The organism is Cyanothece sp. BG0011 (assembly GCF_003013815.1).
Lineage (GTDB): Bacteria > Cyanobacteriota > Cyanobacteriia > Cyanobacteriales > Microcystaceae > Crocosphaera.
In genome coordinates this window covers 1-25,151 of record NZ_PRLH01000004.1, presented here as the reverse complement: position 1 = coordinate 25,151, position 25,151 = coordinate 1, and the positions used below count along the sequence as shown (strand labels likewise).

The following is a 25,151-nucleotide window of genomic DNA, read 5'->3' as shown; positions in this document are numbered from 1 at the left end:
TTTTTCTCGAAACAAGAGTAATTAAGATTACTGATAGTTGGTTGACTACAATAATCTCCTCATGCTCATCAAATTATTTCAAACATAAGAAAAATTTTTAACAAAACAGTGATTAAAATATTCCTTAGTTATTAAATTATTCATCTTTAATATTCCACTAAATTGATAATGGGAAGATCAGGCAACTTTTGACGACCTTTTAACGCTTTTAATTCAATAATAAAGGCAAATCCTAACACATTACAACCAATTTTTTCTAATAATTCGGCTGTTGCTTTGGCGGTTCCGCCGGTTGCCATTAAATCGTCTACAATTAAAACACTGTGGTGATTTTCTAGGGCATCTTGATGGATTTCTAAACTATCTGTACCATATTCTAATTCATATTCTACCTGATGCACGGCAGCCGGCAATTTACCAGGTTTTCTCACAGGGACAAACCCTGCATTTAATTGATAAGCTAAAGGGACTCCAAACAAAAAGCCACGGGACTCCATTCCCACAATATAATCAGGAGATAAATTGGCAGCTTGACATTTTTCGGTTAAGGTATCAATGGTATAGCGTAAGCCCTCAGCATCACTGAGTAAGGTGGTAATATCTCGAAAAACAATGCCAGGTTTAGGGAAGTCAGGAATATCACGAATTAACCCTTTTATGTCCATTTATTCTCCTTTATCAGATTTCTCTATCGATTATATATTAAACTGAGTTCAAGATAAGCTCAAAGCTTGATGAAATTGTTGAAATACAATGCTATTTTCTCATTAATAATCTTTCAACTCTAAATTTCTAATTTAGCTTACAGCAAATTGCAATAAGCGTGACAATAAAAATTGGTAGGGGCATAATATATTATGCCCCTACATCCTATTCCATTAAGAGGTTTAATTAATTGTATGCGTCTAACTATTCAACCGTTTACTGTTCATAAACGTTTTCCGTTAACCATTAGTCGGGGAACCACCGCTAGTAATACTAATTTATGGGTAAAAATCGAGTCAGACGGAATTGAAGGATGGGGAGAAGCGTCTCCTTTTTCTGTGGTTAAAGGAAATAAAATAAATAGGGAGCAATTACAACAAGAATTAACACAAATTATTCCGAGTTTATCAAAATTTCATCCTTTAGAAAGACAAGAAATAGAAATAGTTTTATTAGACAATAATCTTAATTCCTCTCTTCGGGCTGCTATTGATACTGCTTTATATGATTGGTTAGGAAAAAAGGTCAATTTGCCGCTATGGAAACTATGGGGATTAAACGGCGATCGCTTATTTTCTACTTCGGTTACCATTGGTATTAGTTCCCCAGAAAATGCAGTCAAAAGAGTTAAAAATTGGCTTGATTTTATGGAAGTTAACCTATTAAAAATTAAGTTAGGTTCTCCAGAGGGAATAGAGGCAGATAAAGCCATGATTTTAGCCATCCGTAAAGAAACCCCTCATCTTCCTTTAACAGTAGATGCCAATGGAGGATGGACGTTAAAAGAGGCTATCCATATGAGTGACTGGTTAAAAAAACAAAATGTTAAATATATAGAACAACCTTTAAATGTAGGAGATGAAGGCAATTTACCTAGTTTATATGAGCGATCGCCGTTACCTATTTTCGTTGATGAAAGTTGTTTTAATAGTCACGATATTATCAAACTTTCTCCTTATATTCATGGCATTAATATTAAACTAATGAAAGCCGGAGGATTAACTGAAGTGATGCGAATGATTTCCATTGCAAAAGTCTGTAAATTACAAGTCATGTATGGTTGTTATTCTGATAGTGGTTTAGCCAATACCGCCATGACTCATTTAGCTGCTTATGCAGACTATTTAGACTTAGATAGTCATTTAAACTTGATTGATGATCCCTTTCAAGGAGTAATCTTAAAAGAAGGAAAATTAATGCTTAGTCATTTACCCGGATTAGGGGTAAAATATAATTAGTAGTCAAAAAAAAGTATTGGTTATAATTATTTAGCAAAGAATAAAAATGGTTGAATTATATCCTGTCAATTTTCGATTTTATGGTTCTTTAAATGACTTTTTACCCACTCACCAAAAACAAAAACCCCTAACCCATTGGGTAAAAGGAAATCCCTCCATAATTTTATCAATGTACTGAATGTGAGCAAGTTTATTGGAAAGGTTCCCATTATCCTAAGTTAGAAACATTCATTAAACAACTCACTCAGCTTGACTATTGCAACAATGGCAAGAATAAAGTAACAAAATAATAGACTAATGGGGCCGTAAACACATAACTATCGGTTCTATCTAAAATACCACCATGACCCGGAATTAATTGACCCGAATCTTTAACTCCGGCATCCCGTTTCATCATCGATTCAGTGAGATCACCCAATAAACTCACAATACCAATTAATACCCCTAAAATCATTCCGGTTACATACCAATAGGGCCATTCTAAATACCAAGCCCCAATTTCTCCAATGAGAACACTGCCTAATAAGCCAAAAAATGCCCCTTCCACTGTTTTTTTAGGACTAATATCCGATAAGCGAGTTTTCCCTAACCATTTTCCCATAATATAAGCCCCAATATCCGCAGCCCAAATGCAACCAAAGGCTAAACAGGTGACGGTTAAAGCCGGGGGAAATAATTTCGGTTCGTTCCACGATTCAGGCCAGTAACCCATCAGGGGTAAATTAATACTGGCCACATTAACCGTTGGGGCCGTATGGGCAAAGCCTACTCGTAATCTTACCCAATAACTGGGTAAATATCCGCCATAAAATAACCCTAATACCGAGGTAGAAATATCAGCGATAGTGGCTGGTTTGGGTTGAAATAAGAGGTAAAAACAAATTAAAGCCCCCGTTAAGGGGAATAACGCATCCGTTAGGGGTGAAGCGATCGCCGAACTGATCAGCAGGATTTGAGACACCACGAGAGTTGTTTTAGCGGCCGGGGCGATCCCTTTGGCCCTAACTAACTGGAAATACTCCAGTTGTCCTAAAAAAACGATCACACAGAGTCCGAGGGTGAAGTACCACCCCCCAATAATTAACATCCCTAAGGCAAAGACAATGGCGACAATGGCCGTAATAATTCGAGTCCAAGGCATAACAATAGAAAAAGAGTAAGGTGAGGAGTCACAAGGCAAAAACATTAAGGATTCCTTATGAAAGGTTAACAAATTTCTTGTCCTTTATTCTAGAAATTTTCGAGAATTTATAGTAATCGCCTCTTTTCTTAGCATACAAAAGACTCAACTATCTTAACTATACCAATAGGTTAGTGAATGTTTGCTCAGAGGTATTCTCGTTAAAATTTTTCACCACTGAGAATAAAAATGGGATCAACGGCGGCTAAGGTTTGATAGATGCCTTTGGTTTCTAACCGATTCACCCCCCCTTGTACTACCTCTATATTCCGCGCTTGTAGGGCTGCTAACCCCTCTGAAATCAGATAAAGGTTTTCTAGGTTAGAAGCAGTGGCCACTAGCCGTCCTTCGGGCTTTAATCGTTGCCAAACTTCCGTTAAAATCTCTTTGATGGGTCGCCCTCCTTCTAGGCAAACGCGATCGGGTAAGGGGTCTAACTGGTTAAAACAGTCGGGGGCCTGTCCTTCAAGAATCTTTACATTTTGGACTTCAAAGCGATCGCAGTTACGACGAATGAGATTAACAATATCTTTATCTCGTTCTACGGCAATAATCTGACTATCGGGACACAATAACCCCACTTCAACGGGTATGGTTCCGGTTCCTGCGCCAATATCCCACAAAACTGAGTCTGGTTTTAATCTTAAGGCAGAAATGAGTAGTAAACGCACTTCTCGTTTACTGAGGGGAATACCTGGTAACCGTTCAAAGAGATCATCAGGAATACCAGGGGTTTTATATGGCCAAAGCATAATTTTACAACCGTTCGGTAGTTAAACAGGATAACAATGTGTAGCAATATGGGAATTTGTTTTTATTAATCTTTATTATTATAGAGTGAAAGAAATACTATTTTTATTAACCCCTTCTCTCAATTTTAATGATATGACTACATACACTTTAGTTAAATGGACAGTCGAAGATTATCACCGCATGATTGACGCAGGAATTCTCGATGATCGTCATGTAGAATTAATAGCAGGGGAAATTATTCAAATGAGTCCTGAAGGAAGCTTTCATCGTTTTTTGAATCATCGAGGGGTCAAATATTTACGATCAATTCTAGCAAATAAAGCCGAAGTGATGGAAGCTCATCCCATTACATTATTAGATTCAGAACCTGAACCAGATATTACTATTGTACGTACTCCTGATACTTTATATCTTAATCGTCATCCCTATGCTAAAGATATTTATTGGATTATTGAAATTGCAGACAGTACCCTAAAAAAATATTTAATTGATAAAAAGACTTTATATGCTAAATTTGATATTCCTGAATACTGGGTAATTGATATTAACAATAAAATATTATATGTCTTTCAAAATCCCCAGGAAAGTGATTACACCATAACTAAAACCTATCAAGAAGGCAAAATTTCTCCCCTTGCTTTTCCAAAAGCAGAAATTGATGTTAAAAAATTAATAGCTTTAGAATAGTCAATGATTTAAAAGAACCAGAGAGGTTTTAAATCTGTTCCAGCCGTTCTTATCATAAATTTATCTATTAATCTTTGCTGTTGTTCAGATGAAAAATAATTTTTCCAATCTCCCACTTCTCCTTTACGTACAAAAGAAGGCATATTTTCAGGACGGTTACTAGACCAACGCTGCTGCTCCTTTTTCATATTTTCTAGACTACTGTTAATTATAATCTTATTGAGAGTATGTTCATTTTTTATACAGTTTAAATAATCTCCTCCTAAAAAGTTTGCTATTTTTATAATTATCATTTTGATGTTATTTTTCATCGCTTCGTATGTCAAAAATAAAATATTTTCATCGTTTTTATGTTCATACCAAGAAAGTAAATGATCAAAATAATCTCCAAAGTCAACTTCTCCGCTTATAAAGCATTCAAAAAAATCATCAAAGGTTCCATCGGCAAAATTATAATGTTTAATAAACCCTCTTGTATGATGATAAAAAGAAACCACACAATCAAAAGGATTTCTCGCCACATAAATATATTTTGCTTCTGGATGATAAGGGGTCAACTCATAAGGAAAGTGGGTTTTTATAACTCTTGGTTGAGGTAAGTTTTCTATGGTTTCTTTACCTACTTCTTCTAAGTGAGGGATATAAGTTTCTAACTTTTCTGATGCCGACAAAGGTTCTCCTTGATGTTGCATTAACCAGAGAATATATTGTGTCCAAGTTGTGCCACATTTAGGATAAGTGACAAGAAAAATATCGGACGGTTGTGCTTGGTAATTTAGGGCAGATGTAAACCCTTCAATGGGAAATCCCATGGGCATTAAAAAGCCATTATGATTATAATAACTCGGTTTTTTCTTACTCATTGATATTATTTTTTTTACTTTCCTAAAAGGGTTTCAATTGAAAGATTAATTTCAGGAAATGATAAAGGAGAAATGATTCCAGTTTGATAGTCTTTTTTGATTTTATAATCGTTTTCTTTAGGATTTTGGAAGACTTTTAGGGTTTTAGAAGTCAGAGCAATGACCCAGTATTCTTGAATATTAGCATTAGCATAAATTGTTTTTTTGATCCCTAAATCTTTGCTTAAGGTACTATCAGCAATTTCAATCAACCAATAAATATCTTCGGGGTAAGGATGGTGATCAAAATATAAGGTAGACGGAGAACGAACCACAGCAATATCTGGTTCAGGTTCTGAGTCTATTAAGGTAATAGGATGAGCTTCGCTAATGACAGCTTTTTTCCCTAACAGTGAGCGTAGATACTCAGCAATACTGAGATTAATATAGTGATGTAATGGACCTTCTGGACTCATTTGTAGTATTTTTCCTGCCATTAATTCAACGGGGCAACCATCAAGAATTCCCGCTTCAATCATTTTGTGATAATCTTCTACAGACCATTTAGCAAGACTGTACATAATTGTTATTAATTCCCATCAAATAGTAGTAACTTTAAATCTTTATTGTGATCATATTAGCATATCTCTCTAAAGTAAGAATAAAGGGTTTAGATGAATTGAAAAAACTAACCTGTCCCCATAGTTTGCTAAACTATTAACAAAGCGCATTAAAAGAGTAAATATGGTCATGGCAAATCAAGAACATTTAGCCCTTTTAGAAAAAGAAAAAAACTGGGTAAGCTGGCGTGAAAATAACCCTCAAATCAGTCCAGATTTACAAGAGATTGATTTAAGAGGAAAAAATCTGAAACAAGCTCATTTATGTGGAGTGAATCTGAGTAAAGCCAATTTAGAAAACGTCAATTTGAGCCAAGGAAACTTAGAAAAAGCTGATTTAACTCAAGCCAATTTAACTGCAGCTAATCTCAGTTATGCTTACCTCGAACGAGCCAACTTAATTGGGGCAAATTTACGACAAGCTAACTTAATTCAAGCCCATTTATCCCAAGCCAATTTAATTGGAACCTCCTTAAGAAATAGCCAAATTCAAGCAGCTAATTTTAGTCGCGCTCAACTCAATCGTACCAATTTAAGCGAAGCTTATGGACGAAATACTAACTTTTGTGAAGCGGATCTTTCCCAAGCTAGTTTATACGAAGCTGAACTACAAGGGGCTTATTTTTATCGAGCCAATTTATTTCAAGCACAAATGATTCAAGGGCATTTATATCATAGTTATTTATCTTATGCTAACCTACAAGAAATTAAAGGCGATCGCCTCGATTTAAGATGGAGTAATTTAAGCAAAGCAAATCTACAAGGCTCTAGTTTACAAGGAGCAAACTTAAGTTATGCTAATCTGAGCTATGCCAACCTAGAAGGAGTCAATCTACAAGGGGCAAACTTGAGAGGGGCTAATTTAATGGGAACGAACCTAGAACAGACTAACTTAAGTGAGGCCGACTTAACAGACACCATCACTGCTTAATAATTTGTTAAATATGAGCAAAAAAAAACGCAGTATTCTAATATTTATAGACAGCTAATCACGGTTAATAATTGAGTTTCAATTCATGCTGGAAAAAATCTTATACGCTGACTCAGGAACCGGAACCACCCAAGAAATGCTTAAAGTTTTGATGGATCTTCCTGCCATTAAAAAAGCATCCCTCAACATCCTCCATGTCGTTCCTCCCCAAATTACCACCGATGAGATCGCGACCAAATGGGAAGAAGGAGGCAAATTAATTGCAGGTATCCTCGATAACCTCAAACTTGATCCCACCCATGTCTCAACCATGTTACGGCAAGGAGACCCCAAAGACACAGTCTGTCAGGTAGCTGATGAGATCAACGCAGATTTAATCATTATGGGGTCAAGGGGACTCAAACGCCTCGAAGCCATTTTAGAAAAATCCGTCAGTCAATACGTCTTCCAACTTACCAACCACCCCATGTTGTTGGTTAAGGATGATGTTTACGTCAAAAAGATTAAACGGGTCATGGTTGCCCTTGATAAGTCTCCTGCCGCCCAATATGCCTTAGATTTAGCCTTGTATTTACTACGGGACTATTCAGAAGCTGAGTTAATTCTCGCACGGGTGAACCCTGACATTAAACCGGAACTGCTGCCCCTTTCCAAAGCAGAGATGGAGAATAACCCCATCGTGGCAGAAGCAGCCACTAAAGTGAAGCGTATGGGAGTTCCCTATCGTTGCGCGGTAACAGGGGGTCGTCCAGGGGAACAACTGTGTCAGTTGGCAGAAGACTACAACATCGACTTATTGTTGTTAGGATCACCTGATCGCCGTCCTTCTGTGGCCAAAGCATTACCAGACTTAGATCGCCTCTTAGGAACCTCTTTATCTGATTATGTCAGGGTTAATGCGAATTGTCCCATCCTCTTGGCCCGTAAAGAAGGCATTTAATACATCCCCCTGCCCCGACCCCCCTCTAACTCCCCCCTTTCAAAGGGGGGCAGGGGGGTGTGGGAGGTGTGGGAGATCCAAGAAAGTTAAATCTTTGTAACAAGATGTTTCACAAACGGTCAATGATGATGCAAAGTAATGGTTAAATCAGTCATATTCTAGGAGATTACTGTCCATGTTATCTGATACCCAAGTGTTAGTTGCTTTAGTTATTGCTTTAGTTCCTGGGATTCTTGCTTTTCGCTTAGCCACGGAACTTTATAAGTAACTGTTTCGTTTAATAAAACAGATACCGATTCATCCCGACAGAAACAATAATTTAATGTTTTTGTTTGGGGTGAATGGTCTATTGTAGATGAGTTATCTGTTTAACTATGTCCATGTCTAGACAGCGTCGTTCTTCTCGTAAAACCGTTTCTACCACTCATCCAGAACATCAATGGGTAGCCACAGAAATTACCATTAAATTAGCTATTAACGGCATTTTATCAGCCGTGGCACTATTTAGCTTGTTCAAATTAATTCCCTATCAATGGTCTCAACAAGCGCAGTTAAAAGAAATTAAAGTCGAAGTTGAAGAAACAGAAAAACGAGTTTCTCAGTTAAGAAATGATTTTCGTCATAATTTTGATCCCCATCAAATTGATAAAGTGATGCAAGAACAAAGTCCCCGTTTACAACCGACACAAAGGCGGATTTTTTGGTTGAATTAAATTAGAAAATGGGGAACAGTAATATAAAACAATGGTTTTTATAGAAAATAAGATAGGGTTGAAAGCGGGATTTGGTATGAGAAGGGTTTAAAAACTTTCTTTTGTTGTATATTTCTCACCTGTTCAATGTCTAACTCTTGTGCAAAATGGTAACAATAAAAAAGGTGGGCAATGCCCACCGGACAATATTAGAAAAACCAGCCGTAAGAATGTAAGCCTTTTCCTAATAAATTAACCCCTAAATAACACACCCAAACTACGACAAAACCACTGGCAGCTAAAAGTGCCGGTTTACGGCCTTGCCACCCTTTGGTAATGCGAGCATGAAGATAGGCTGCAAATACCAACCAAGTAATCAACGCCCAGGTTTCTTTAGGGTCCCAACTCCAATAAGACCCCATGCTTCATTGGCCCAGACCGCACCGGCAATAATACCAATGGTCAGCAGAGGAAACCCTAAACCAATGATACGATAACTAATATTATCGAGGGTATCGGCTAAATTTAGCCGTTGAGGAGACAGGGTCATGGTTTCAGGTTTAATAGCAACGGTTTCTAACACGGCTGTTCCACCATTACCGTTACTTTGGGCTACATTAACAGTAGGTTGTTTATGATTATTGTTGAGTAATGAACGTCCTAACTTATCGCGATAACTACCGGTTCCCACGGAACTGCCTTTAAGTTCAATGTCTTGGTTGCGAGTGACGACTAGAAAAGCGATCGCTAATACTGAACCCACCATTAAAGTGGCGTAACTCAACATCATCACGCTCACGTGCATCATTAACCAGTTCGACTTTAACGCAGGCACTAGAGGGGCAGAGGTTTGCATTTCTGGGGGTAGAGACAGGGCTGCAAAAGCAGTAATACCCATCGCTACGGGGGTTGTTACCACTCCAACCAAGGCACTGCGACTCATTTGTTCAGCCACTAGGTGCATGGCGGTTACACCCCAAGCTAAGAAGAATAAAGACTCATAAAGATTACTGAGAGGAAAATAACCGGCTTCTAACCATCGCGCCCCCAACAAGGTCCCCATACATAAATTAGCGATCGCCACCCCGGTTGTGCCGAGGGTGGGTAACCAGGTTAAACCCGGAAAAGCTGCCCCAGCCCAGTAAATGAGCATGGTTAAGAATAAAATGAGAAAAGAACTATTATCGAGAAAATTTTGTAACGTTATTAAATCCATAGGTTCGATACTTCCAATCAGGAGTTATTTTCTTAGATCAATGATAAGTTAGAGGTACAATTAAGGTAAAATTGGCCATTTTTTTTAGAGCTAACTTCCTCTTATGAATTTTTTTGAGAAATTAACCCAACGGATCACTAATTGTCAAACGTTATTGATCCTTGGTCTTGATCCTAACCCAGAAATGATGCCCCTAGCTCAGAATACCCAATCAGAGCAACAAAGTTTAATTATTAGCTTAGAAACTTGGTTAAAAGGGGTGATTGAACAAACATCAGAGTTAGTTTGTGCTTATAAACCGACTTTGGGCTTTTATGAAGCGTTGGGACCAGAAGGCTTAGACTTATTGTTAAAGGTTATTGATGCTATTCCTGATGAGATTCCGATTATTTTAGACGCAAAACATGGGGATCTTAATACTAGCACCCTATTTGCCCAAACCATTTTTGAACAGTGGCAAGTGGATGCTGTTACAGTCAGTCCTTATGCAGGACAAGATCATGTTGCTCCTTTTTTAGTTTATCCCGATCGCGGTGTTTTTGTCCTCTGTCATACCTCTAATCCTTCGGCGGTTATGTTACAAGAATATCCCACGGAGCAAGCCCCCTTTTATTTACAAGTTATCAAAGAAGCGAGAACTTGGGCAACCCCAGAACAGTTATTTTTAGAAGTCGGAACTACCAATTTAGACGTTATCCAAAAAATCCGTTCTCTTGCCCCTGAAAGATTACTATTAATGCGTAGTATTTGGAGTAAGGGTAATGATCTTTATGAGATATTAAAAGTGGCTTTAAATCCGACAGGCGATGGGGTATTAATTCCTGTTCCTCAAGATTTTTTGAAATCTAAAAATTTGAAAGAAGAAGTTAAAAATCTCAACCAAGCAATTAATGAATATCGACAAAAGATTACTCAAAGTTCACAAAACTGTGACCTGTGGAGTCCCAATGTCTGTTTATTAAATTCCCATCCTCACCAAGATTTAATTTTACAACTTTATGATATTGGTTGTTTATTATTTGGGGAATATGTGCAAGCTTCTGGGGCAACGTTTTCTTATTATATTGATCTTAGAAAAATTATTTCTCAACCTCAATTATTCCATCAAGTTTTAACGGCCTATGCTGATATTTTAAAGACTTTAAATTTTGATAGAATTGCAGGGATTCCTTATGGATCTTTACCCACCGCTACAGGATTATCTTTAATGTTACATCATCCGATGATTTATCCGAGAAAAGAAGTTAAAGCACACGGAACCCGTCGTTTAATTGAAGGGAATTTTCAAGCAGGGGAAAAAGTTGTGATTGTTGATGATATTTTAATCACAGGAAAAAGTGTTAAAGAAGGAGCCGAAAAATTAACCTCTTCTGGATTAGTTGTCAACGATATTGTGGTATTTATCGATCATGAACAAGGGGTTAAAGATAAACTGAAAATAGAAGGATACAACGCTTATTCTGTGTTAACTATTTCTGAAATTACAGAAACGTTATATGAAGCCGGAAGAATTAATGAACAACAATATAAGAGCTTTTTTAAACATTAAGGCAAAAGGCAAAAGGCAAGAGGCAAAAGGCAAGAGCCAAGAGGCAAGAGGGAAAAAATTGTTAAGATTAAAAACTAAATAAACAACTCTACTTATGGAAACTTTTGATGTCATTATAATTGGTGCAGGTCATAACGGCTTAGTCTGTGCATCTTATCTTCTCAAAGCAGGGTATCAGGTGCTGGTACTTGAAAAACGAGCCGTACCCGGAGGGGCAGCTACCACCGAAGAAGCCATGCCAAAAGAAGCCCCAGGGTTTAAGTTCAATCTTTGTGCGATCGATCATGAATTTATCCATCTAAGTCCTGTCGTCGAAGAATTAGAACTGAATCGTTTTGGGTTAGAATACCTATACTGTGATCCCGTTGTTTTTTGTCCTCATCCTGACGGAAAATACTTTTTAGGTCATCGTTCCGTTGACCAAACTTGTGCTAATATTGCTCAATATAATCCTCAAGAAGCGCAACGATACCGAGAATTTACCGAATATTGGCAACAGATTATTAATGCTTTAACTCCCATTTTCAATGTACCGCCAAAATCAATCCTTGAGATTGCTGGTGGTTATAACATTAATGCCCTTAAAGATGTGCTTAAAGTAGTAGGAAGCCCTAATAAAGCCTTAGACTTTGTTCGTACCATGCTCACCAGTGCTGAGGATCTTCTCGATGAATGGTTAACCGAACCTTGGTTAAAAGCCCCTCTAGCTCGTCTCTCTGCTGAATTAGGGATGGCCCCGTCTCAAAAAAGTCTGGCCATTGGTGCGATGATGATGAGCTTACGGCATAACCCTGGCATGGCGCGTCCGAGAGGCGGTACAGGGGCTTTAGTTGATGCTTTAGTCAAATGTGTTCGCCATTATAACGGGGTGATTTTAACTGAGCAAACCGTAGAAAAAGTTCTAGTAGACAATGGTAAAGCAGTGGGTGTGAGAATTGCTAATGGTAAAGAATATCGGGCAAAACATGGGGTTATTTCTAATATTGATGCCAAACGTTTATTTTTAAATTTAGTCGATCCGGCTGACATTGACAGTGCAGACCCCAAACTACGTCACCGTCTCGATAAACGTATTATTAACAATAACGAAAGCCTCTTAAAAATTGACTGTGCTTTATCCGAACCCCTAAAATTTGAACAATATAACCATCAAGATGATTATTTAATCGGCTCTATTTTAATTGCTGATTCTGTTGAACAGGTAGAAACCGCTCACCATGAAGCCTCTAGGGGTCGCATTCCCGATCAAGATCCTTCCATGTATGTGGTAATGCCCACTCAGTTAGATCCGTCTATGGCACCGGAAGGAAAGCATACCTTATGGATCGAATTTTTTGCCCCTTATCAAATTGCTGGAGCGGAAAATACCGGGTTAAATGGGACAGGGTGGACCGATACCCTTAAAAATCAAGTGGCTGACCGGGTGTTAGAAAAATTAGCCGATTATTCCCCTAATTTAAAGCATTCAGTCATAGCCCGTCGGGTGGAAAGTCCGGCGGAGTTAGGAGAAAGATTAGGAGCTTATCGAGGTAACTACTATCATGTAGATATGTCCCTCGAACAAATGGTATTTCTGCGCCCGTTACCAGAAATTGCTAATTATCAAACCCCTATTAAGGGACTGTTAATAACGTACGAATAACCGATAAAGTCAAAGGCAGTTGAAAATGGAAATTCATCCCCTTTCCTGGCTTAGAAATAGCCTGGAGATTACCCCCTACCTCCTGAACCATGGTTTTAGCAATATTTAAGCCCACCCCTCGCCCTGAAATTTCCGTCACTTGATTAGCGGTAGAAAAGTTCGGTAAAAAGATAAATTCCATTAACTCTGCTTCATTTAATTGTCTCGCCATTTCTTCGGTGACTAACCCTTTTTTAACAATGGATTGTCGCAATTTATCTAATTCAATTCCTTTGCCATCATCAGAAATGGTAATCGACAACATTCCGAAGCGATGGGCTGCTTCTAAATAAATGGTTCCTTCTGGGGGTTTTCCTTTAGCCACTCGCTCATCAGGAAACTCAATACCATGATCGATCGCATTCCGTAAAATTTGGGTTAAAGGGGCTTCTAATTTCCTGAGAATATCCCGATCCACCATAGTGGCTTTCCCAATAATTTCTAATTTCACCCGCTTATTTAATTGTCTTGCTAAGTCCCTAACCATGCGAGGAAAACCACTAACTCCTTCTTCAAAAGGACGCATATGGGTGGCAATGACTTCTCGATATAAACGATCGGATAAATTGAACGATCGATAACTAAACTGTTCTAAAGCATTTAAGCGATCATTTAAAATCCCTCGACATTCCCGTTCTTTATGAACTAACTCAGAAAAATAGTTTTCTGCTTCTTTGGGAAGAGCGGTTTGTACTAAATTGATTTGTAATTGTTCTAATAATTGGGAGAGTTCTAATTGACTTTTTTTGAGTTGTAAAAAAGACTCCGATAAAGGCACTAATGCCGTCGCTTCGACCAAGGATTCTCCTGCTAAACCCATAAGGCGGTTGAGGTTATCGGTACTTACCCTGACAAAGCGATCTTTCGAGGTTCCCATTCCTGAGGCCGACATCAGGGAAGTTGCCGGGGTGATTTCTTCTTGATCGGTGGCAAAATTATCTGAGGTTAACAGGTTTAAATCTTTACTCGTTTCTGGTTCGTCATCAACCCAAGTCATGACTTGTTGATCCGTATCGCAGAGGGGACTGTCTGACAGCGAATCATCCTGAAGATTCCGAGGCTGTTTAACATCGTGGCTAAAGAGAAGGGTCTCTTCTCCATCTTCAGGAAACACATCGTCTATAGATAGATCAAACTCAGGTAACGTCTCATCCTCGGTTTCTTGCTCATTCTCTTCCACTTCAGCCACACTGACGGGGGGTTCCACAGGGGGAAGGGTTTCGGGTATTTCAGGGGAATCTGGGGTTGAAGGGGGTTGAGGGTCCATGATCGAGGCGATCGCCTCAACTATCCCCTGGGCCTTGGTTTGTTGTTCGGTTAACCACTGATTAAAGTGATCTTGTTCAACCTCTGCAATGGACTGTAAAAAATCGACCCCTTGCAAGAGAAAATCGATATGATTCGGGGTTAAGGTAATGGTCCGTTCCATGGCCGCCATGAAACAATCTTCCATAACGTGGGCAATTTTGACCGCCGGTTCAATTTGCACAATTCTGGCCGCCCCTTTAATGGAATGGGAAGCCCTCATTAATGCTTCTAATAAAGAAATAGACCCTTTTGCCTCCGAAGAGTCTTGTAGTTGGCTTTCAAGGGTGAGAAGGTGATCGTTGAGGACTTCTCCTTGAGTTTCGACTTCCAAGCTAAACAGATCCAACATGGAAAAATCGCTCAAATCCATTTGCTCGTTCACTGCTTACCTCCTAAAAAATGCTTTGAACCAGGTTTTGACCATTTTCTTACCCTTTTTTAAGGTTCCCTAAAATCAAGATAAATTTGTAACAAGTTGCAAATTTGTTACAAAGAAGATTAGGATTACTGAACACAAAAACCGATAGCAGTACAAAAAGACAAGTATCTCAACTCTCACTTAATTTTAAGATGACAAGATTCCCACTGCAATGAGACAATAGAACCGCTAAAGTCAGGCAAAGTTTATGTTTAAGTCTCTAAGAATCGTTGTCCTTACCCTAATCAGTTTAACTCTATTTAGTTGCTCGATTGGGTTAGGTGGTTTACAAAGTTATGTCGATGCCGGTGACGGGTATCAATTTTTGTATCCTAATGGTTGGGTTGGAGTCGATGTCAAGCAGTCGTCTCAAGGAGTAGATGTCATTTTTCGCGACATCATCGAACCCACTGAAAACTTAAGTGTCATTGTTAGTGATGTGGATAAAGAAAAAACCTTATCCGACTTAGGAACTCCCACGGAAGTGGGATATTATTTATTAAAACAAATGAATAATAATCAAGAAACTGGCCGTCAAGTTGATTTGATTAATGCTGAATCACGGGAAGTTGAAGGACAAACTTATTATAATTTAGAATATGAAGTCACCTTACCTAATCAAGAGCAACGCCATAATCTTGCTAGTATTGCCGTAAGTCGTGGTAAACTATTTACCTTTAATTTATCGACTTTACAAAAACGTTGGGATAAAGTTAAAGATTTGTTTGAAACTTCAGTCAATTCTTTTTCAGTTTATTAAAAAAGCAATCAGCAATCAGCAGTCAGTATTTTTAAACTGATAGCTGATTGCTAGTTAAATATTAGAATTAATTAAACTTGAAATCCAGTAAAAAATGCAACAATCTCCCCCTTTTGTTCTTGCTTCTGCTTCTCCTGCTCGTCTAAAACTTCTCAAAACCGTAGGTATTAATCCGATTGTTTGTTCGAGTGATTTTGATGAATCTCAAATCACCGAAACTAACCCCCCTAAATTAGTTCAAGTTTTAGCACAATGTAAAGCAGAAATTGTTGCTCAGAAGTACCACGATTGTTTAGTCTTAGGATGTGATTCTGTCTTGGCTATTGATGGCCAAATTTATGGAAAACCCGACTCTCCAGAACAGGCGATCGCTCGTTGGCAAATGATGAGAAATAATCAAGGGATATTATACACCGGTCATGCCCTTTTAGATGGAAAAAAACAAAAAACTTTGCTCTCTTGTGGGGTCACAAAAGTCTATTTTGCTGATATCGATGATCCCACAATTGAAGCTTATGTTAATACAGGAGAACCCCTAAAATGTGCCGGCAGTTTTGCTCTAGAAGGCAAAGGAAGCGTATTGATTGAAAAAATAGAAGGCTGTCATAGTAATGTAATTGGCTTAAGTTTACCGTTATTACGGGAAATGTTACAAAAATTGGACTATTCGATTCAAAGTTTTTGGCAATCTGATAAAATTGAAGACATTGATAAGTAAGAAATAAGTAAGGCGTGATAAAAGTCCTAGTTTTCAAGCAATGATTATTCCTTACTTATCGATGACCTAAGTCATTAGTTATTCCTATTAACAAGAAAACCGTAATTAATTATGACAGTAAGCGAATCTATAACCCCTAAGAGTGGAGAAGAAAAAACCAGTTCTCTGGTTGGTCTTCGTCGATTCTTGAAAGTATTAGAATACATCTGTTTAGATTCTTTTGCGGCAGGTGTTATTATTACTTTAGTGATAAAGAATAAACAACTTTTTGTAACTTTAGATGCAATATTTTTGGCGGGATTTATATTCCTATTACTTTTCAATTCTCAATATTTTTCCGCCAAAGATAGAGCAGAAAGAGAACAGAAATATGAGGAACTTTTAGAAAATCCAGAGTTATCAAATGCTCGCTTACAGTTAGAACGAGAAAATGCCTTACGGTATTGTCAACAGTTAATTGTGGATTATAGTTCAACGCGAAATAATGCGAGAAACCTTTATTATTTCTTACAAATTTCTACCATTATTTTTTCGGGTGTTACTCCAGTATTAGTATTAGTTGATAAACTTGATACGGGTCCAGGATGGTTAAACTGGCTACCAGTTGTTTTGCCGGCAGCTGCTTCCATTTTTGCTAGTTTTTCTACCTCTTTTCCTTTAGAAGCTCGTTGGAAAGAAGCCAACGGAATTGTTGAAAACTTAGAAGCAGAACAAGAAAAGTTTAGTCTAAGAATTACTAAATTAGATATGGAATCGATAAAAACAGAACAAGACGGTAAAAAACAACAAAAAACAGAAGAACAAATACAAGAGCTAGAAAAACAAGCGATCGCCGCGTTTATTAATAAGGTCAATGATATTCATTTGAACCAAGTTCAATCAGAAGTAGAAAAAATTAAAGAACCTGATGAGAATGAATCTTATGGCGATGGAAAAAACCCTATAACTCAAGAGATATAATTCTCAAATTATAAGATAGGCTGAGGAATTATTATCTTAGCCACTTATTTATCAATATTGAATACCTGAAATACCTGATTAAAATGACCACTGATACTAATCTTTCATCAGAACAATATCAAAAAAAAATGCAAAGACGGAAAGAAATTCAAGAAAAACGTCTTGCAGAAGCATCAAAAGAAAAAGGACTCACTATTGTTAACACCGGTAACGGTAAAGGGAAAACCACCGCAGCCTTAGGAATGGTTGTGCGATCGCTGGGCCATGGTTTTCGAGTAGCCATTGTTCAGTTTATTAAAGGGGCCTGGGAACCAGCCGAAAAAGCCGTTTTAAGTCAATGGGAAAATCAGCTAGACTTTTTAGCTATGGGCGAAGGGTTTACCTGGGAAACTCAAGATCGAGAAAGGGATATTTTAAACGCCCAAAAAGCTTGGGAAAAAGCTGTTTCTTTTATCAATAACCCAGACTATCAATTAGTGTTACTCGATGAGGTCAACGTGGCTTTAAAATTAGGGTATTTAAACGTTGAAACTGTTATTAAAGCCCTGCAAGAAAAACCCCAATCTACCCATGTTATTCTAACCGGAAGAGGGGCGCCCACCGAACTGATAGAAATCGCTGATCTCGTCACAGAAATGAAATTAATTAAACATCCTTTCAAAGAACAAGGGATCAAAGCCCAAGCCGGAATTGAATTTTAAGACCTTGATTTTAATAGAAAAGTAGGGTAAGATAGTCAATTGTGAGTTTTTGCAAAAGCCATGAATGTTCAAGCCATTATAAAAGATATAGAATCGGAATATCTTAAAACAGACTTACCCACTATCCATGTGGGAGATACCGTTCGCGTGGGTGTCCGAATTCGAGAAGGGGGCAAAGAACGGGTTCAGCCTTACGAAGGGACCGTTATTGCCATGCGGAATGGAGGCATTAACGAAACCATTACCGTGCGAAAAGTCTTCCAAGGTGTAGGAGTCGAACGGGTGTTTCTTCTCCATTCTCCTCGTGTCGCTGATATTAAAGTAATCCGTCGTGGTAAAGTCCGTCGGGCTAAACTATACTATCTCCGTAACCGAGTGGGTAAAGCCACCAGAATTCGCCAGCGTTTTGATCGTCGCGTTTAAAATGAGTTTAAAAATAGCGCACCTAACCTACAAAAAAAGGATCAAACTGCGCTATAATAGTTAAGGCTTAGACCATAGTCCTTGACTATGACTCCTACCATGCGCTCTTAGTTCAGTTGGTAGAACGCAGGTCTCCAAAACCTGATGTCGGGGGTTCAAGTCCTCCAGGGCGCGTTAATCATCAATTTTCGAGGTATCATAAAAACATGATTTGACTCAGAGAAGATCATGAAAATTTTGGTACTCAACGCCGGCTCGAGCAGTCAAAAAAGTTGTCTATATAATATAGAAGGAAACAGTCTGCCTAAGCATCCTCCTGAACCTATTTGGACAGCAAATATTGATTGGACCGTGTCAGAAAAGGAAGGAATTTTAACCGTAAAAGCCAAAGAAATTAAACAAACCATAACCTTAGATAGGAACAATAAAGCACAAGCAATTCCTCAAATGCTCGAGACCTTAACCCAAGGTGAAACAAAAGTGATTGGGCAATTAAATGATATCAATGTTGTGGGACATCGAGTGGTTCATGGCGGCATCAAATATTCTGAAGCGACCAAAATAACCCCTGACGTTAAAGCTAAAATTGCTGAATTAATTCCTTTAGCCCCTAATCATAATCCCGGTCATATTGAAGGAATAGAAGCCATAGAAAAAGTATTAGGAAATGTGCCTCAAGTAGCTCTATTTGATACAGCCTTTCATCAAACCATTCCCCTAGAAAATGCAGCTTATCCCCTACCCTTTGAATGGTTAGAAAAAGGAATTCGTCGTTATGGATTTCATGGTATTAGTCATGAATATTGCGCCCATCGGGCAGCGGAAATTGTCAATCGACCCTTATCTTCTCTAAAATTAATTAACTGTCATCTGGGTAATGGTTGCTCCTTAACCGCTATCAAAGATGGTCAAAGTATCGATACAACCATGGGATTTACCCCTCTAGAAGGGTTGATGATGGGAACCCGTAGTGGTTCGATTGATCCGGCTATCTTAATTTATTTAATGGGAGAATATGGCTTAACCCCAGATGAATTAAATACCCTTTTAAATAAAGAATCAGGGTTAAAAGGCGTGTCAGGAATATCTGCGGATATTAGGGCTATTTTACAAGGAATCAAAGAGAATAATTTTCGCGCTCAATTAGCCTTTGATATGTATATTCATCGTTTGCGATCGCAGATAGGTTCGATGTTAGCCGTCTTGGGGGGATTAGACGTTTTAGTCTTCACTGCCGGGGTAGGAGAAAACGCCTTTTTAGTTAGGGAAAAAGCTTGTGAAACCTTTGAATTTTTAGGACTCAAATTAGACAAAACCAAAAATCAAGCCTCTCCGGTCGATGAAGATATCGCCACTGAAGACTCATCGGTGAGAATTTTAGTGATTCATACCGAAGAAGATTGGGCAATAGCCCAACAATGTTGGCATCTTTGTCACTGATAACTATTATTTTGTATAGTTTAGTCTCGCGTAATCCAGTTGAGCAATCCTAAAGAATTGATCGTTCCCAATGCGTGGGCACCTAAAATAGTGACGTTGACAAAATCCAAAAACAAATCTGCTGTTTCAATTGCTTGCTGTTGTTCGTATACTCTAGGACCCTGGGGTTGAGCGATCGCTTGAGCAATGATACTGATTACTGTCGTTTCTGAGGCTAAAAATGCCAAAATTAGTCCTGTTAAACTAACAGTTAGAGCAATTCGTAATAAATTAGCAATCTCTAATCGATTGGGTTGCATGGGAGTCGCTGATTGCAGTTGCTTAGCTATACGGCCATAACGCCAAGCAAAGAAGATTCTAATTCCCAACGCCACCAAGCTAGCAATGGTCAAGAAAATACTAATATTAATGGCTGTACTATTAGCAGGTGTGCCTAGTTTACGGCTAAATAAAATTAATCCCAAAATGAGGGCTGAAACTGCACCCAGAATGAGATGAATCCAGTAACTGATTTGACCTAAAAGGCGTAAGACACCCGCAAATTTACCTTTGTCAGGAAGGTTAGGAGAATTTAATTTATTTTGCATTACAAATATTTAGGTAGCTTTACTATTTAAATAGCAAAATATTATCTTTTTTCGACTCTGCCGAAAGAGACAAATAACATAACACTACGCATTATGGTGTTTGTGTTTGACTGACATCTTGCACCAGTACATAAAAACCAAATAATAAACTGGAGAGAATCAATTCTCAATCAGTTACAGTCAAAAATAAATACCATTGCCCATTCCCTATTCCCTATTCCCTCTCTAAACTAGCCAATTTAATCGAAGGTGCAAGATATGAGTTTGACATTTCCCAATCCTGAAACCCTTTGACAGCCTACCATTGCCACCCCCTCTAACTCCCCCTTTTGTGAGGGGGAGAACCCTTGCCTATTCCCCATTCCAAGCGTGCGTAGCACTATATAACGTTCTATTTCTTTACATTCTGGCAAACTGTGTTACCATCTTGGGTGATTGACTCATTAACTAACTGATGCAGAGGCGAGACAATCAAACTTGGTGGAGGAGTTTACAGGAGCAACCCAGACAATGTCAGATACACAACAACCCCTAACATCCCATAGAAGCATTTTCGATCCCATTCGTATTGGTGTGATTGGAGTGGGTAATATGGGACAACATCATAGCCGAATTCTCAGTTTACTCAAAGATGTGGAATTAGTCGGCGTGTCTGATGTAAATGTGGAACGGGGTATCGATATTGCCAGTAAATATCGAGTCCGTTTCTTTGAAAATTATCAGGATCTTCTACCCCATGTCGATGCAGTTTGTATTGCGGTTCCCACTCGCTTGCATCACTCGGTGGGGATGGACTGTTTACGGGCAGGGGTTCACACCCTGATTGAAAAACCCATTGCTGCTAGTATCGCAGAAGCAGAATCGTTAGTTAATGCGGCTGCGAGTTCCCATGGTATTTTGCAAGTGGGTCATATTGAACGGTTTAACCCTGCTTTTCAAGAACTGAGCAAAGTCTTGAAAACAGAAGAAGTGTTAGCTTTAGAAGCCCATCGCATGAGTCCTTATTCTCAACGGGCAAATGATGTCTCTGTGGTCTTGGATTTAATGATCCACGACATTGATTTACTCTTAGAGTTAGTGGGATCTCCTGTGGTCAAACTCACCGCCAGTGGCAGTTGTGCCTCTAATTCCGGTCATCTCGATTATGTCACGGCTACTTTGGGGTTTGCTAATGGCATTGTTGCCACCCTAACAGCTAGTAAAGTCACTCATCGTAAAATTCGTCGTTTAGCAGCCCATTGTAAAAACTGTTTAACCGAAGCGGATTTTCTCAACAACGATATTTTAATTCACCGACAAACAACCGCTAACTATAGCACCGACTACGGACAAGTTTTATATCGTCAAGATGGATTAATTGAAAAAGTCCATACCACCAAAATCGAACCCCTACACGCTGAATTAGAACACTTTGTCCATTGTGTTAGAGGAGGGGATCAACCCTCTGTGGGAGGCACTCAGGCCTTAAAAGCGTTACGTTTAGCCAGTTTGATCGAGCAAATGGCCCTAGATGGTAAAGCGTGGCAAGACTCTGATCTGAGTTATCAATATCTTAATCCGTCTCAAATGACTTTTTCATAAATAAGTAAAATAGGGAGCAATTCCTGTTGACCCCCATCTTACTGATAGTGGGAAAAAGCGATCAAAAGCGATCGCTTTTTCTCATCAGAGAATTATACAGTTGCTAACTCAGGCTCAGGACGTTTGCTGTTACGAATCCCTTCAATAGCTTCTGAATAGTCATCCGCTTTAAAGACGGCAGAACCAGCGACAATGGCATTAGCACCAGCTTCTAACACCTGCCAAGTATTACCAGGCTTAAGACCGCCATCCACTTCAATCCAGGGATCAAGTCCTTTTTCGTCACACATTTGACGTAATTTGCGAATTTTATTCGTCATTTCAGGAATAAAGCTCTGACCCCCAAAACCAGGGTTAACACTCATAATCAAAACTAAATCACACAATTCTAGAGCATATTCGATTAAGTCCAAAGGAGTAGAAGGATTGAGAACCACCCCTGCTTGTTTACCTAATTCTCGAATTTGCCCTAAAGTACGGTGTAAATGGGGGGAAGCGTTATGTTCTGCATGAACGGAGATAATATCAGCCCCGGCTTTAGCAAAGTCAGCGACATATTTTTCAGGTTCAACGATCATTAAATGAACATCGAGGGGTTTTTTTGTATAGGGGCGAATGGCATCAACAATTAATGGACCGATGGTGATGTTAGGCACAAAACGACCGTCCATGACATCTACATGAATCCAGTCTGCGCCTGCTTTATCCACTGCCTCAATTTCTGCACCTAAACGGCTAAAATCCGCCGAAAGGATGGAAGGGGAAATAACAGTAGATTTGGTCGATTGAGTCATAATAATCGTGTTTCTCCGTCGGATTGCTTATGTCAATAATATTAACAAAGTATTTAGATTACTTTATAATTTTTTGGCTTTAATTACCATCAATTGATGGATCGGGGCATTAAGATATAATAAGTTTCTTAAGAAACCTACTCGTTACTCGTGATCAATTATCAATTACTGACTTCATGGCACTTGCAAGAATCCGACAACTAGCCACCTATCTCCGGCCCCATTGGCGCGTTATTACTTATGGTATGGTAGCGTTGCTGGTGGTCAATGGGTTAGGGGTCTATATTCCCCTTTTAATTAGAGACAGCATTGATAATCTGAGACAGGCCTTTAGTTTTGAGGAAATATTACGGGCTGTTATCCTTATTTTTATTTTAGCTTCCATTTCTTGGGGAATTCGGATGGTGTCTCGTCTCTGTATTTTTGGAGTGGGACGGGATGTGGAGTTTAGTTTAAAACAAGGCATCTTTGAGCATTTATTGACCCTAGAACCAGCTTACTTTTCGCGAAATACATCGGGAGACCTGATTAACCGTGCCACCAGTGATGTGGACAATATTCGTCGTTTGGTGGGGTTTGCTTTACTCAGTTTAGCTAATACCATTTTTGCTTATGGACTCACCCTACCTGCCATGTTAGCTATCAATGTAAAGTTAAGTTTATTAGCGGTGGCCGTTTATCCTTTGATGTTAATTACGGTGCAAGTCTTTAGCCGAAAATTGCAACAACAACAGTTGGACGTACAAGAAAAACTCTCTGAGATTAGTCAACTCATTCAAGAAGATATGAGTGGCATTGCTTTGATTAAAATTTATGCTCAAGAAGAGAATGAAAGACGAGCTTTTGCTGATAAAAATCGTCAGCTTCTTAAAGCCAATTTAAAACTTGCTCAAACCCGCAATTTATTATTTCCCTTAATTGAAGCCTTATCCTATATCAGTCTTTTATTACTATTAGCTTTTGGGACATCAGCTATTAATCAAGGTATTATTAGTATCGGAGATTTTGTGGCATTACTAATATTAGTAGAAAGATTAGTCTTTCCCACCGCTTTACTCGGATTTACCATTACAGCCTATCAACGGGGAGAAGTGAGTGTTGATCGAGTACAAGCTATCTTTCAAACCGAACCTAAAATTCAAAACTCAGACGATAATCTTGTTTTACCAATAGATTCAATCCAAGGAAAAATTACGGCTCAACATTTAACTTATACTTATCCAGGAGAGCAAAAACCAGCCCTCAAAGATGTTAATTTTTTGATCGAACCAGGAGAAATTATTGCGATTGTTGGCCCTATTGGCTCAGGAAAAACAACCCTAGCTAATAGTTTGCCTCGTCTATTAGATATTGACAAAGGACAACTATTTCTAGATGGTTATGATATCACGGAACTCGACCTAAAAACCCTACGACAAGCCATTGCTTATGTGCCTCAAGATAGCTTTTTGTTTAGTACCACTATTCTCAATAATGTTCGTTATGGTGATCCCCTACAAGAACCGTTTGAAGTAGAAAGCGCAGCCAAACAAGCGCAAATTCATGAAGAAATTTTCAATTTTCCTCAACAGTATGAAACCATCGTCGGTGAAAGAGGAATTACCTTATCCGGGGGACAACGTCAACGCAGTGCATTAGCTAGAGCTTTGTTAATTAATTCTCCTGTCTTAATATTAGATGATGCCCTGTCGAGTGTGGATAACAAAACAGCCACCAATATTCTCAACAGTCTCTCTAAAAATCGACAAAAAACCATCATTTTTATTTCTCATCAACTGTCTGCTGCTGCACAAACCGATCGCATTTTTGTTATGGATCATGGCCAAATTATACAGATAGGAACCCATCAAAATTTAGTGAATCAACCGGGTCTTTATCAACAGTTATGGCAACAGCATCAACTAACAGAAACCGTTAGCTAAAAAAGAAAACTCAATGCTTTTTCATGTTAAATGTTCAATTGATCCCTTATTTGGGGAACATTGGTAATAGATAGGTAAAGCCTATTATGTCTCCATCTCAATTGAGGATTTTAACCTAACATGAACAGTCAACCACAAGAATTTTCTGTTACCTTGATCAACCCTAAAACTCAAACCCAAACAACCATTCAAGTTGCCTCAGACCAGGTTATTCTAGATAAAGCGAAACAAGATGGAATTGAGCTTCCTGCCTGTTGTTGTGCAGCAGCTTGTACAGTTTGTGCTGGAAAAGTGCTTGAGGGAACTGTCGAACAAACTGCCCAAGCCATTCAGTTTTTAGGTTATCCTCTAGTCGATGCTGGTTATGTCCTCACTTGTGCTGCTTACCCTACGTCTGATTGCACAATTTTGACGTATCAAGAAGAAGAAATCTTCTAGATTTTATCCATAAATAGTGTGAGGTGGGAGTTTCCCACCTCATCGATCAAACGGTTTGATACGTTAT

26 protein-coding genes, 1 tRNA gene and 2 pseudogenes are annotated in these 25,151 nt (G+C 38.7%); 20 read left to right on the top strand and 9 right to left on the bottom strand.

Annotated features, from left to right (window positions below):
- Positions 1–146: 146 nt before the first annotated feature.
- On the bottom strand, positions 147–665 hold the full coding sequence (locus C4E06_RS01475; protein ID WP_107666456.1) for an adenine phosphoribosyltransferase: 519 nt from the start codon (positions 663–665) through the stop codon (positions 147–149).
- Between the two features lie 234 nt (positions 666–899).
- On the opposite strand from C4E06_RS01475, the gene C4E06_RS01470 reads away from it, so the two are divergent.
- From C4E06_RS01470 to C4E06_RS29415, 3 genes and pseudogenes are all read left to right on the top strand, one after another.
- Positions 900–1,943 carry a dipeptide epimerase gene (locus C4E06_RS01470; protein ID WP_107666502.1) on the top strand — a complete coding sequence of 348 codons (1,044 nt, stop codon included), beginning with the start codon at positions 900–902 and terminating at the stop codon, positions 1,941–1,943.
- A gap of 46 nt (positions 1,944–1,989) precedes the next feature.
- A complete protein-coding gene (locus tag C4E06_RS29420) occupies positions 1,990–2,121 on the top strand; it encodes a hypothetical protein (protein WP_198648210.1) in 132 nt (43 codons plus the stop codon).
- A pseudogene (locus tag C4E06_RS29415) lies at positions 2,111–2,233 on the top strand (Mut7-C RNAse domain-containing protein); the annotation flags it as partial. The gene C4E06_RS29420 and the pseudogene C4E06_RS29415, both read left to right, overlap by 11 nt.
- Here C4E06_RS29415 and C4E06_RS01455 read toward each other — a convergent pair.
- Positions 2,197–3,084, bottom strand: a complete 888-nt coding sequence (locus C4E06_RS01455) for a phosphatidate cytidylyltransferase (protein WP_107666501.1) — start codon at positions 3,082–3,084, stop codon at positions 2,197–2,199. The pseudogene C4E06_RS29415 and the gene C4E06_RS01455 overlap by 37 nt on opposite strands.
- A gap of 200 nt (positions 3,085–3,284) precedes the next feature.
- Positions 3,285–3,875, bottom strand: coding sequence for a precorrin-6Y C5,15-methyltransferase subunit CbiT (gene cbiT / locus C4E06_RS01450; protein ID WP_107666455.1), 591 nt, complete (start codon positions 3,873–3,875; stop codon positions 3,285–3,287).
- Between the two features lie 133 nt (positions 3,876–4,008).
- Here cbiT and C4E06_RS01445 point away from each other — a divergent pair, with 133 nt between their 5' ends.
- The gene (locus tag C4E06_RS01445; RefSeq protein ID WP_107666500.1) at positions 4,009–4,563 is read left to right on the top strand and encodes a Uma2 family endonuclease; all 555 of its coding nucleotides are present in this window, start codon (positions 4,009–4,011) and stop codon (positions 4,561–4,563) included.
- A gap of 8 nt (positions 4,564–4,571) precedes the next feature.
- Here C4E06_RS01445 and C4E06_RS01440 read toward each other — a convergent pair whose 3' ends face one another.
- Both C4E06_RS01440 and C4E06_RS01435 read right to left on the bottom strand, forming a co-directional pair.
- Complete coding sequence (locus tag C4E06_RS01440; protein WP_107666454.1) at positions 4,572–5,426, bottom strand: sulfotransferase domain-containing protein; 855 nt, start codon at positions 5,424–5,426, stop codon at positions 4,572–4,574.
- Positions 5,427–5,440: 14 nt separating this feature from the next.
- The gene (locus C4E06_RS01435) at positions 5,441–5,986 is read right to left on the bottom strand and encodes a Uma2 family endonuclease (RefSeq protein WP_107666453.1); all 546 of its coding nucleotides are present in this window, start codon (positions 5,984–5,986) and stop codon (positions 5,441–5,443) included.
- A 169-nt stretch (positions 5,987–6,155) separates the two neighbouring features.
- Between C4E06_RS01435 and C4E06_RS01430 the strand changes: the two genes are divergently transcribed.
- From C4E06_RS01430 to C4E06_RS01415, 4 genes are all read left to right on the top strand, one after another.
- On the top strand, positions 6,156–6,956 hold the full coding sequence (locus tag C4E06_RS01430; protein ID WP_107666499.1) for a pentapeptide repeat-containing protein: 801 nt from the start codon (positions 6,156–6,158) through the stop codon (positions 6,954–6,956).
- Positions 6,957–7,041: 85 nt separating this feature from the next.
- Complete coding sequence (locus C4E06_RS01425; protein ID WP_107666452.1) at positions 7,042–7,896, top strand: universal stress protein; 855 nt, start codon at positions 7,042–7,044, stop codon at positions 7,894–7,896.
- Positions 7,897–8,071: 175 nt separating this feature from the next.
- Entirely contained in the window at positions 8,072–8,164 is a 93-nt protein-coding gene (gene psaM / locus C4E06_RS01420; RefSeq protein WP_008278427.1) for a photosystem I reaction center subunit XII, read from the top strand.
- A gap of 112 nt (positions 8,165–8,276) precedes the next feature.
- Entirely contained in the window at positions 8,277–8,609 is a 333-nt protein-coding gene (locus C4E06_RS01415; protein WP_107666451.1) for a hypothetical protein, read from the top strand.
- A gap of 188 nt (positions 8,610–8,797) precedes the next feature.
- On the opposite strand, the pseudogene ccsB reads toward C4E06_RS01415, so the two are convergent.
- A pseudogene (gene ccsB / locus C4E06_RS01410) lies at positions 8,798–9,804 on the bottom strand (c-type cytochrome biogenesis protein CcsB).
- A gap of 103 nt (positions 9,805–9,907) precedes the next feature.
- Between ccsB and C4E06_RS01405 the strand changes: the two are divergent.
- Together C4E06_RS01405 and C4E06_RS01400 are read left to right on the top strand one after the other, a co-directional pair.
- On the top strand, positions 9,908–11,353 hold the full coding sequence (locus tag C4E06_RS01405; RefSeq protein WP_107666450.1) for a bifunctional orotidine-5'-phosphate decarboxylase/orotate phosphoribosyltransferase: 1,446 nt from the start codon (positions 9,908–9,910) through the stop codon (positions 11,351–11,353).
- A 94-nt stretch (positions 11,354–11,447) separates the two neighbouring features.
- Positions 11,448–12,995 carry an NAD(P)/FAD-dependent oxidoreductase gene (locus C4E06_RS01400; protein WP_198648208.1) on the top strand — a complete coding sequence of 516 codons (1,548 nt, stop codon included), beginning with the start codon at positions 11,448–11,450 and terminating at the stop codon, positions 12,993–12,995.
- Here C4E06_RS01400 and C4E06_RS01395 read toward each other — a convergent pair.
- On the bottom strand, positions 12,967–14,724 hold the full coding sequence (locus C4E06_RS01395) for a chemotaxis protein CheA (RefSeq protein ID WP_107666449.1): 1,758 nt from the start codon (positions 14,722–14,724) through the stop codon (positions 12,967–12,969). The two genes, C4E06_RS01400 and C4E06_RS01395, sit on opposite strands and share 29 nt — an antisense overlap.
- A 244-nt stretch (positions 14,725–14,968) precedes the next feature.
- Here C4E06_RS01395 and psbP point away from each other — a divergent pair, with 244 nt between their 5' ends.
- The 7 genes from psbP to C4E06_RS01360 all read left to right on the top strand — a co-directional run bounded on the left by psbP (position 14,969) and on the right by C4E06_RS01360 (position 19,762).
- On the top strand, positions 14,969–15,520 hold the full coding sequence (gene psbP, locus C4E06_RS01390) for a photosystem II reaction center PsbP (protein ID WP_107666448.1): 552 nt from the start codon (positions 14,969–14,971) through the stop codon (positions 15,518–15,520).
- 94 nt (positions 15,521–15,614) lie between these two features.
- Complete coding sequence (locus tag C4E06_RS01385) at positions 15,615–16,238, top strand: nucleoside triphosphate pyrophosphatase (protein ID WP_107666447.1); 624 nt, start codon at positions 15,615–15,617, stop codon at positions 16,236–16,238.
- Positions 16,239–16,349: 111 nt separating this feature from the next.
- Positions 16,350–17,198: a DUF4231 domain-containing protein gene (locus C4E06_RS01380; protein ID WP_107666446.1), complete on the top strand. Its 849-nt coding sequence runs from the start codon at positions 16,350–16,352 to the stop codon at positions 17,196–17,198.
- An 83-nt stretch (positions 17,199–17,281) separates the two neighbouring features.
- Positions 17,282–17,899 carry a cob(I)yrinic acid a,c-diamide adenosyltransferase gene (gene cobO, locus C4E06_RS01375; protein ID WP_107666445.1) on the top strand — a complete coding sequence of 206 codons (618 nt, stop codon included), beginning with the start codon at positions 17,282–17,284 and terminating at the stop codon, positions 17,897–17,899.
- A gap of 60 nt (positions 17,900–17,959) precedes the next feature.
- On the top strand, positions 17,960–18,322 hold the full coding sequence (gene rplS, locus C4E06_RS01370; protein WP_107666444.1) for a 50S ribosomal protein L19: 363 nt from the start codon (positions 17,960–17,962) through the stop codon (positions 18,320–18,322).
- Positions 18,323–18,423: 101 nt separating this feature from the next.
- Positions 18,424–18,496: transfer RNA gene (locus C4E06_RS01365), tRNA-Trp, on the top strand.
- 54 nt (positions 18,497–18,550) lie between these two features.
- On the top strand, positions 18,551–19,762 hold the full coding sequence (locus C4E06_RS01360; RefSeq protein WP_107666443.1) for an acetate kinase: 1,212 nt from the start codon (positions 18,551–18,553) through the stop codon (positions 19,760–19,762).
- A gap of 20 nt (positions 19,763–19,782) precedes the next feature.
- On the opposite strand, the gene C4E06_RS01355 is transcribed toward C4E06_RS01360, so the two are convergent.
- Positions 19,783–20,349, bottom strand: a complete 567-nt coding sequence (locus C4E06_RS01355) for a DUF3611 family protein (protein WP_107666442.1) — start codon at positions 20,347–20,349, stop codon at positions 19,783–19,785.
- 510 nt (positions 20,350–20,859) lie between these two features.
- Here C4E06_RS01355 and C4E06_RS01350 point away from each other — a divergent pair.
- A complete protein-coding gene (locus C4E06_RS01350; RefSeq protein ID WP_107666441.1) occupies positions 20,860–21,930 on the top strand; it encodes a Gfo/Idh/MocA family protein in 1,071 nt (356 codons plus the stop codon).
- Between the two features lie 92 nt (positions 21,931–22,022).
- Here the strand turns inward: C4E06_RS01350 and rpe are convergent, their stop codons facing one another.
- The gene (gene rpe / locus C4E06_RS01345) at positions 22,023–22,724 is read right to left on the bottom strand and encodes a ribulose-phosphate 3-epimerase (RefSeq protein WP_107666440.1); all 702 of its coding nucleotides are present in this window, start codon (positions 22,722–22,724) and stop codon (positions 22,023–22,025) included.
- 176 nt (positions 22,725–22,900) lie between these two features.
- Here rpe and C4E06_RS01340 point away from each other — a divergent pair, with 176 nt between their 5' ends.
- Both C4E06_RS01340 and C4E06_RS01335 read left to right on the top strand, forming a co-directional pair.
- Positions 22,901–24,646: an ABC transporter ATP-binding protein gene (locus C4E06_RS01340; protein ID WP_107666439.1), complete on the top strand. Its 1,746-nt coding sequence runs from the start codon at positions 22,901–22,903 to the stop codon at positions 24,644–24,646.
- Between the two features lie 120 nt (positions 24,647–24,766).
- Positions 24,767–25,084: a 2Fe-2S iron-sulfur cluster-binding protein gene (locus C4E06_RS01335; protein ID WP_107666438.1), complete on the top strand. Its 318-nt coding sequence runs from the start codon at positions 24,767–24,769 to the stop codon at positions 25,082–25,084.
- Positions 25,085–25,151 lie beyond the last annotated feature (67 nt).

Coding starts and splice junctions, on each gene's coding strand:
- C4E06_RS01475 (WP_107666456.1), bottom strand. CDS start 665: ATGGACATAAAAGGGTTAATTCGTGATATTCCTGACTTCCCTAAACCT.
- C4E06_RS01470 (WP_107666502.1), top strand. CDS start 900: ATGCGTCTAACTATTCAACCGTTTACTGTTCATAAACGTTTTCCGTTA.
- C4E06_RS29420 (WP_198648210.1), top strand. CDS start 1,990: ATGGTTGAATTATATCCTGTCAATTTTCGATTTTATGGTTCTTTAAAT.
- C4E06_RS01455 (WP_107666501.1), bottom strand. CDS start 3,084: ATGCCTTGGACTCGAATTATTACGGCCATTGTCGCCATTGTCTTTGCC.
- cbiT (WP_107666455.1), bottom strand. CDS start 3,875: ATGCTTTGGCCATATAAAACCCCTGGTATTCCTGATGATCTCTTTGAA.
- C4E06_RS01445 (WP_107666500.1), top strand. CDS start 4,009: ATGACTACATACACTTTAGTTAAATGGACAGTCGAAGATTATCACCGC.
- C4E06_RS01440 (WP_107666454.1), bottom strand. CDS start 5,426: ATGAGTAAGAAAAAACCGAGTTATTATAATCATAATGGCTTTTTAATG.
- C4E06_RS01435 (WP_107666453.1), bottom strand. CDS start 5,986: ATGTACAGTCTTGCTAAATGGTCTGTAGAAGATTATCACAAAATGATT.
- C4E06_RS01430 (WP_107666499.1), top strand. CDS start 6,156: ATGGCAAATCAAGAACATTTAGCCCTTTTAGAAAAAGAAAAAAACTGG.
- C4E06_RS01425 (WP_107666452.1), top strand. CDS start 7,042: ATGCTGGAAAAAATCTTATACGCTGACTCAGGAACCGGAACCACCCAA.
- psaM (WP_008278427.1), top strand. CDS start 8,072: ATGTTATCTGATACCCAAGTGTTAGTTGCTTTAGTTATTGCTTTAGTT.
- C4E06_RS01415 (WP_107666451.1), top strand. CDS start 8,277: ATGTCTAGACAGCGTCGTTCTTCTCGTAAAACCGTTTCTACCACTCAT.
- C4E06_RS01405 (WP_107666450.1), top strand. CDS start 9,908: ATGAATTTTTTTGAGAAATTAACCCAACGGATCACTAATTGTCAAACG.
- C4E06_RS01400 (WP_198648208.1), top strand. CDS start 11,448: ATGGAAACTTTTGATGTCATTATAATTGGTGCAGGTCATAACGGCTTA.
- psbP (WP_107666448.1), top strand. CDS start 14,969: ATGTTTAAGTCTCTAAGAATCGTTGTCCTTACCCTAATCAGTTTAACT.
- C4E06_RS01385 (WP_107666447.1), top strand. CDS start 15,615: ATGCAACAATCTCCCCCTTTTGTTCTTGCTTCTGCTTCTCCTGCTCGT.
- C4E06_RS01380 (WP_107666446.1), top strand. CDS start 16,350: ATGACAGTAAGCGAATCTATAACCCCTAAGAGTGGAGAAGAAAAAACC.
- cobO (WP_107666445.1), top strand. CDS start 17,282: ATGACCACTGATACTAATCTTTCATCAGAACAATATCAAAAAAAAATG.
- rplS (WP_107666444.1), top strand. CDS start 17,960: ATGAATGTTCAAGCCATTATAAAAGATATAGAATCGGAATATCTTAAA.
- C4E06_RS01360 (WP_107666443.1), top strand. CDS start 18,551: ATGAAAATTTTGGTACTCAACGCCGGCTCGAGCAGTCAAAAAAGTTGT.
- C4E06_RS01355 (WP_107666442.1), bottom strand. CDS start 20,349: ATGCAAAATAAATTAAATTCTCCTAACCTTCCTGACAAAGGTAAATTT.
- C4E06_RS01350 (WP_107666441.1), top strand. CDS start 20,860: ATGTCAGATACACAACAACCCCTAACATCCCATAGAAGCATTTTCGAT.
- rpe (WP_107666440.1), bottom strand. CDS start 22,724: ATGACTCAATCGACCAAATCTACTGTTATTTCCCCTTCCATCCTTTCG.
- C4E06_RS01340 (WP_107666439.1), top strand. CDS start 22,901: ATGGCACTTGCAAGAATCCGACAACTAGCCACCTATCTCCGGCCCCAT.
- C4E06_RS01335 (WP_107666438.1), top strand. CDS start 24,767: ATGAACAGTCAACCACAAGAATTTTCTGTTACCTTGATCAACCCTAAA.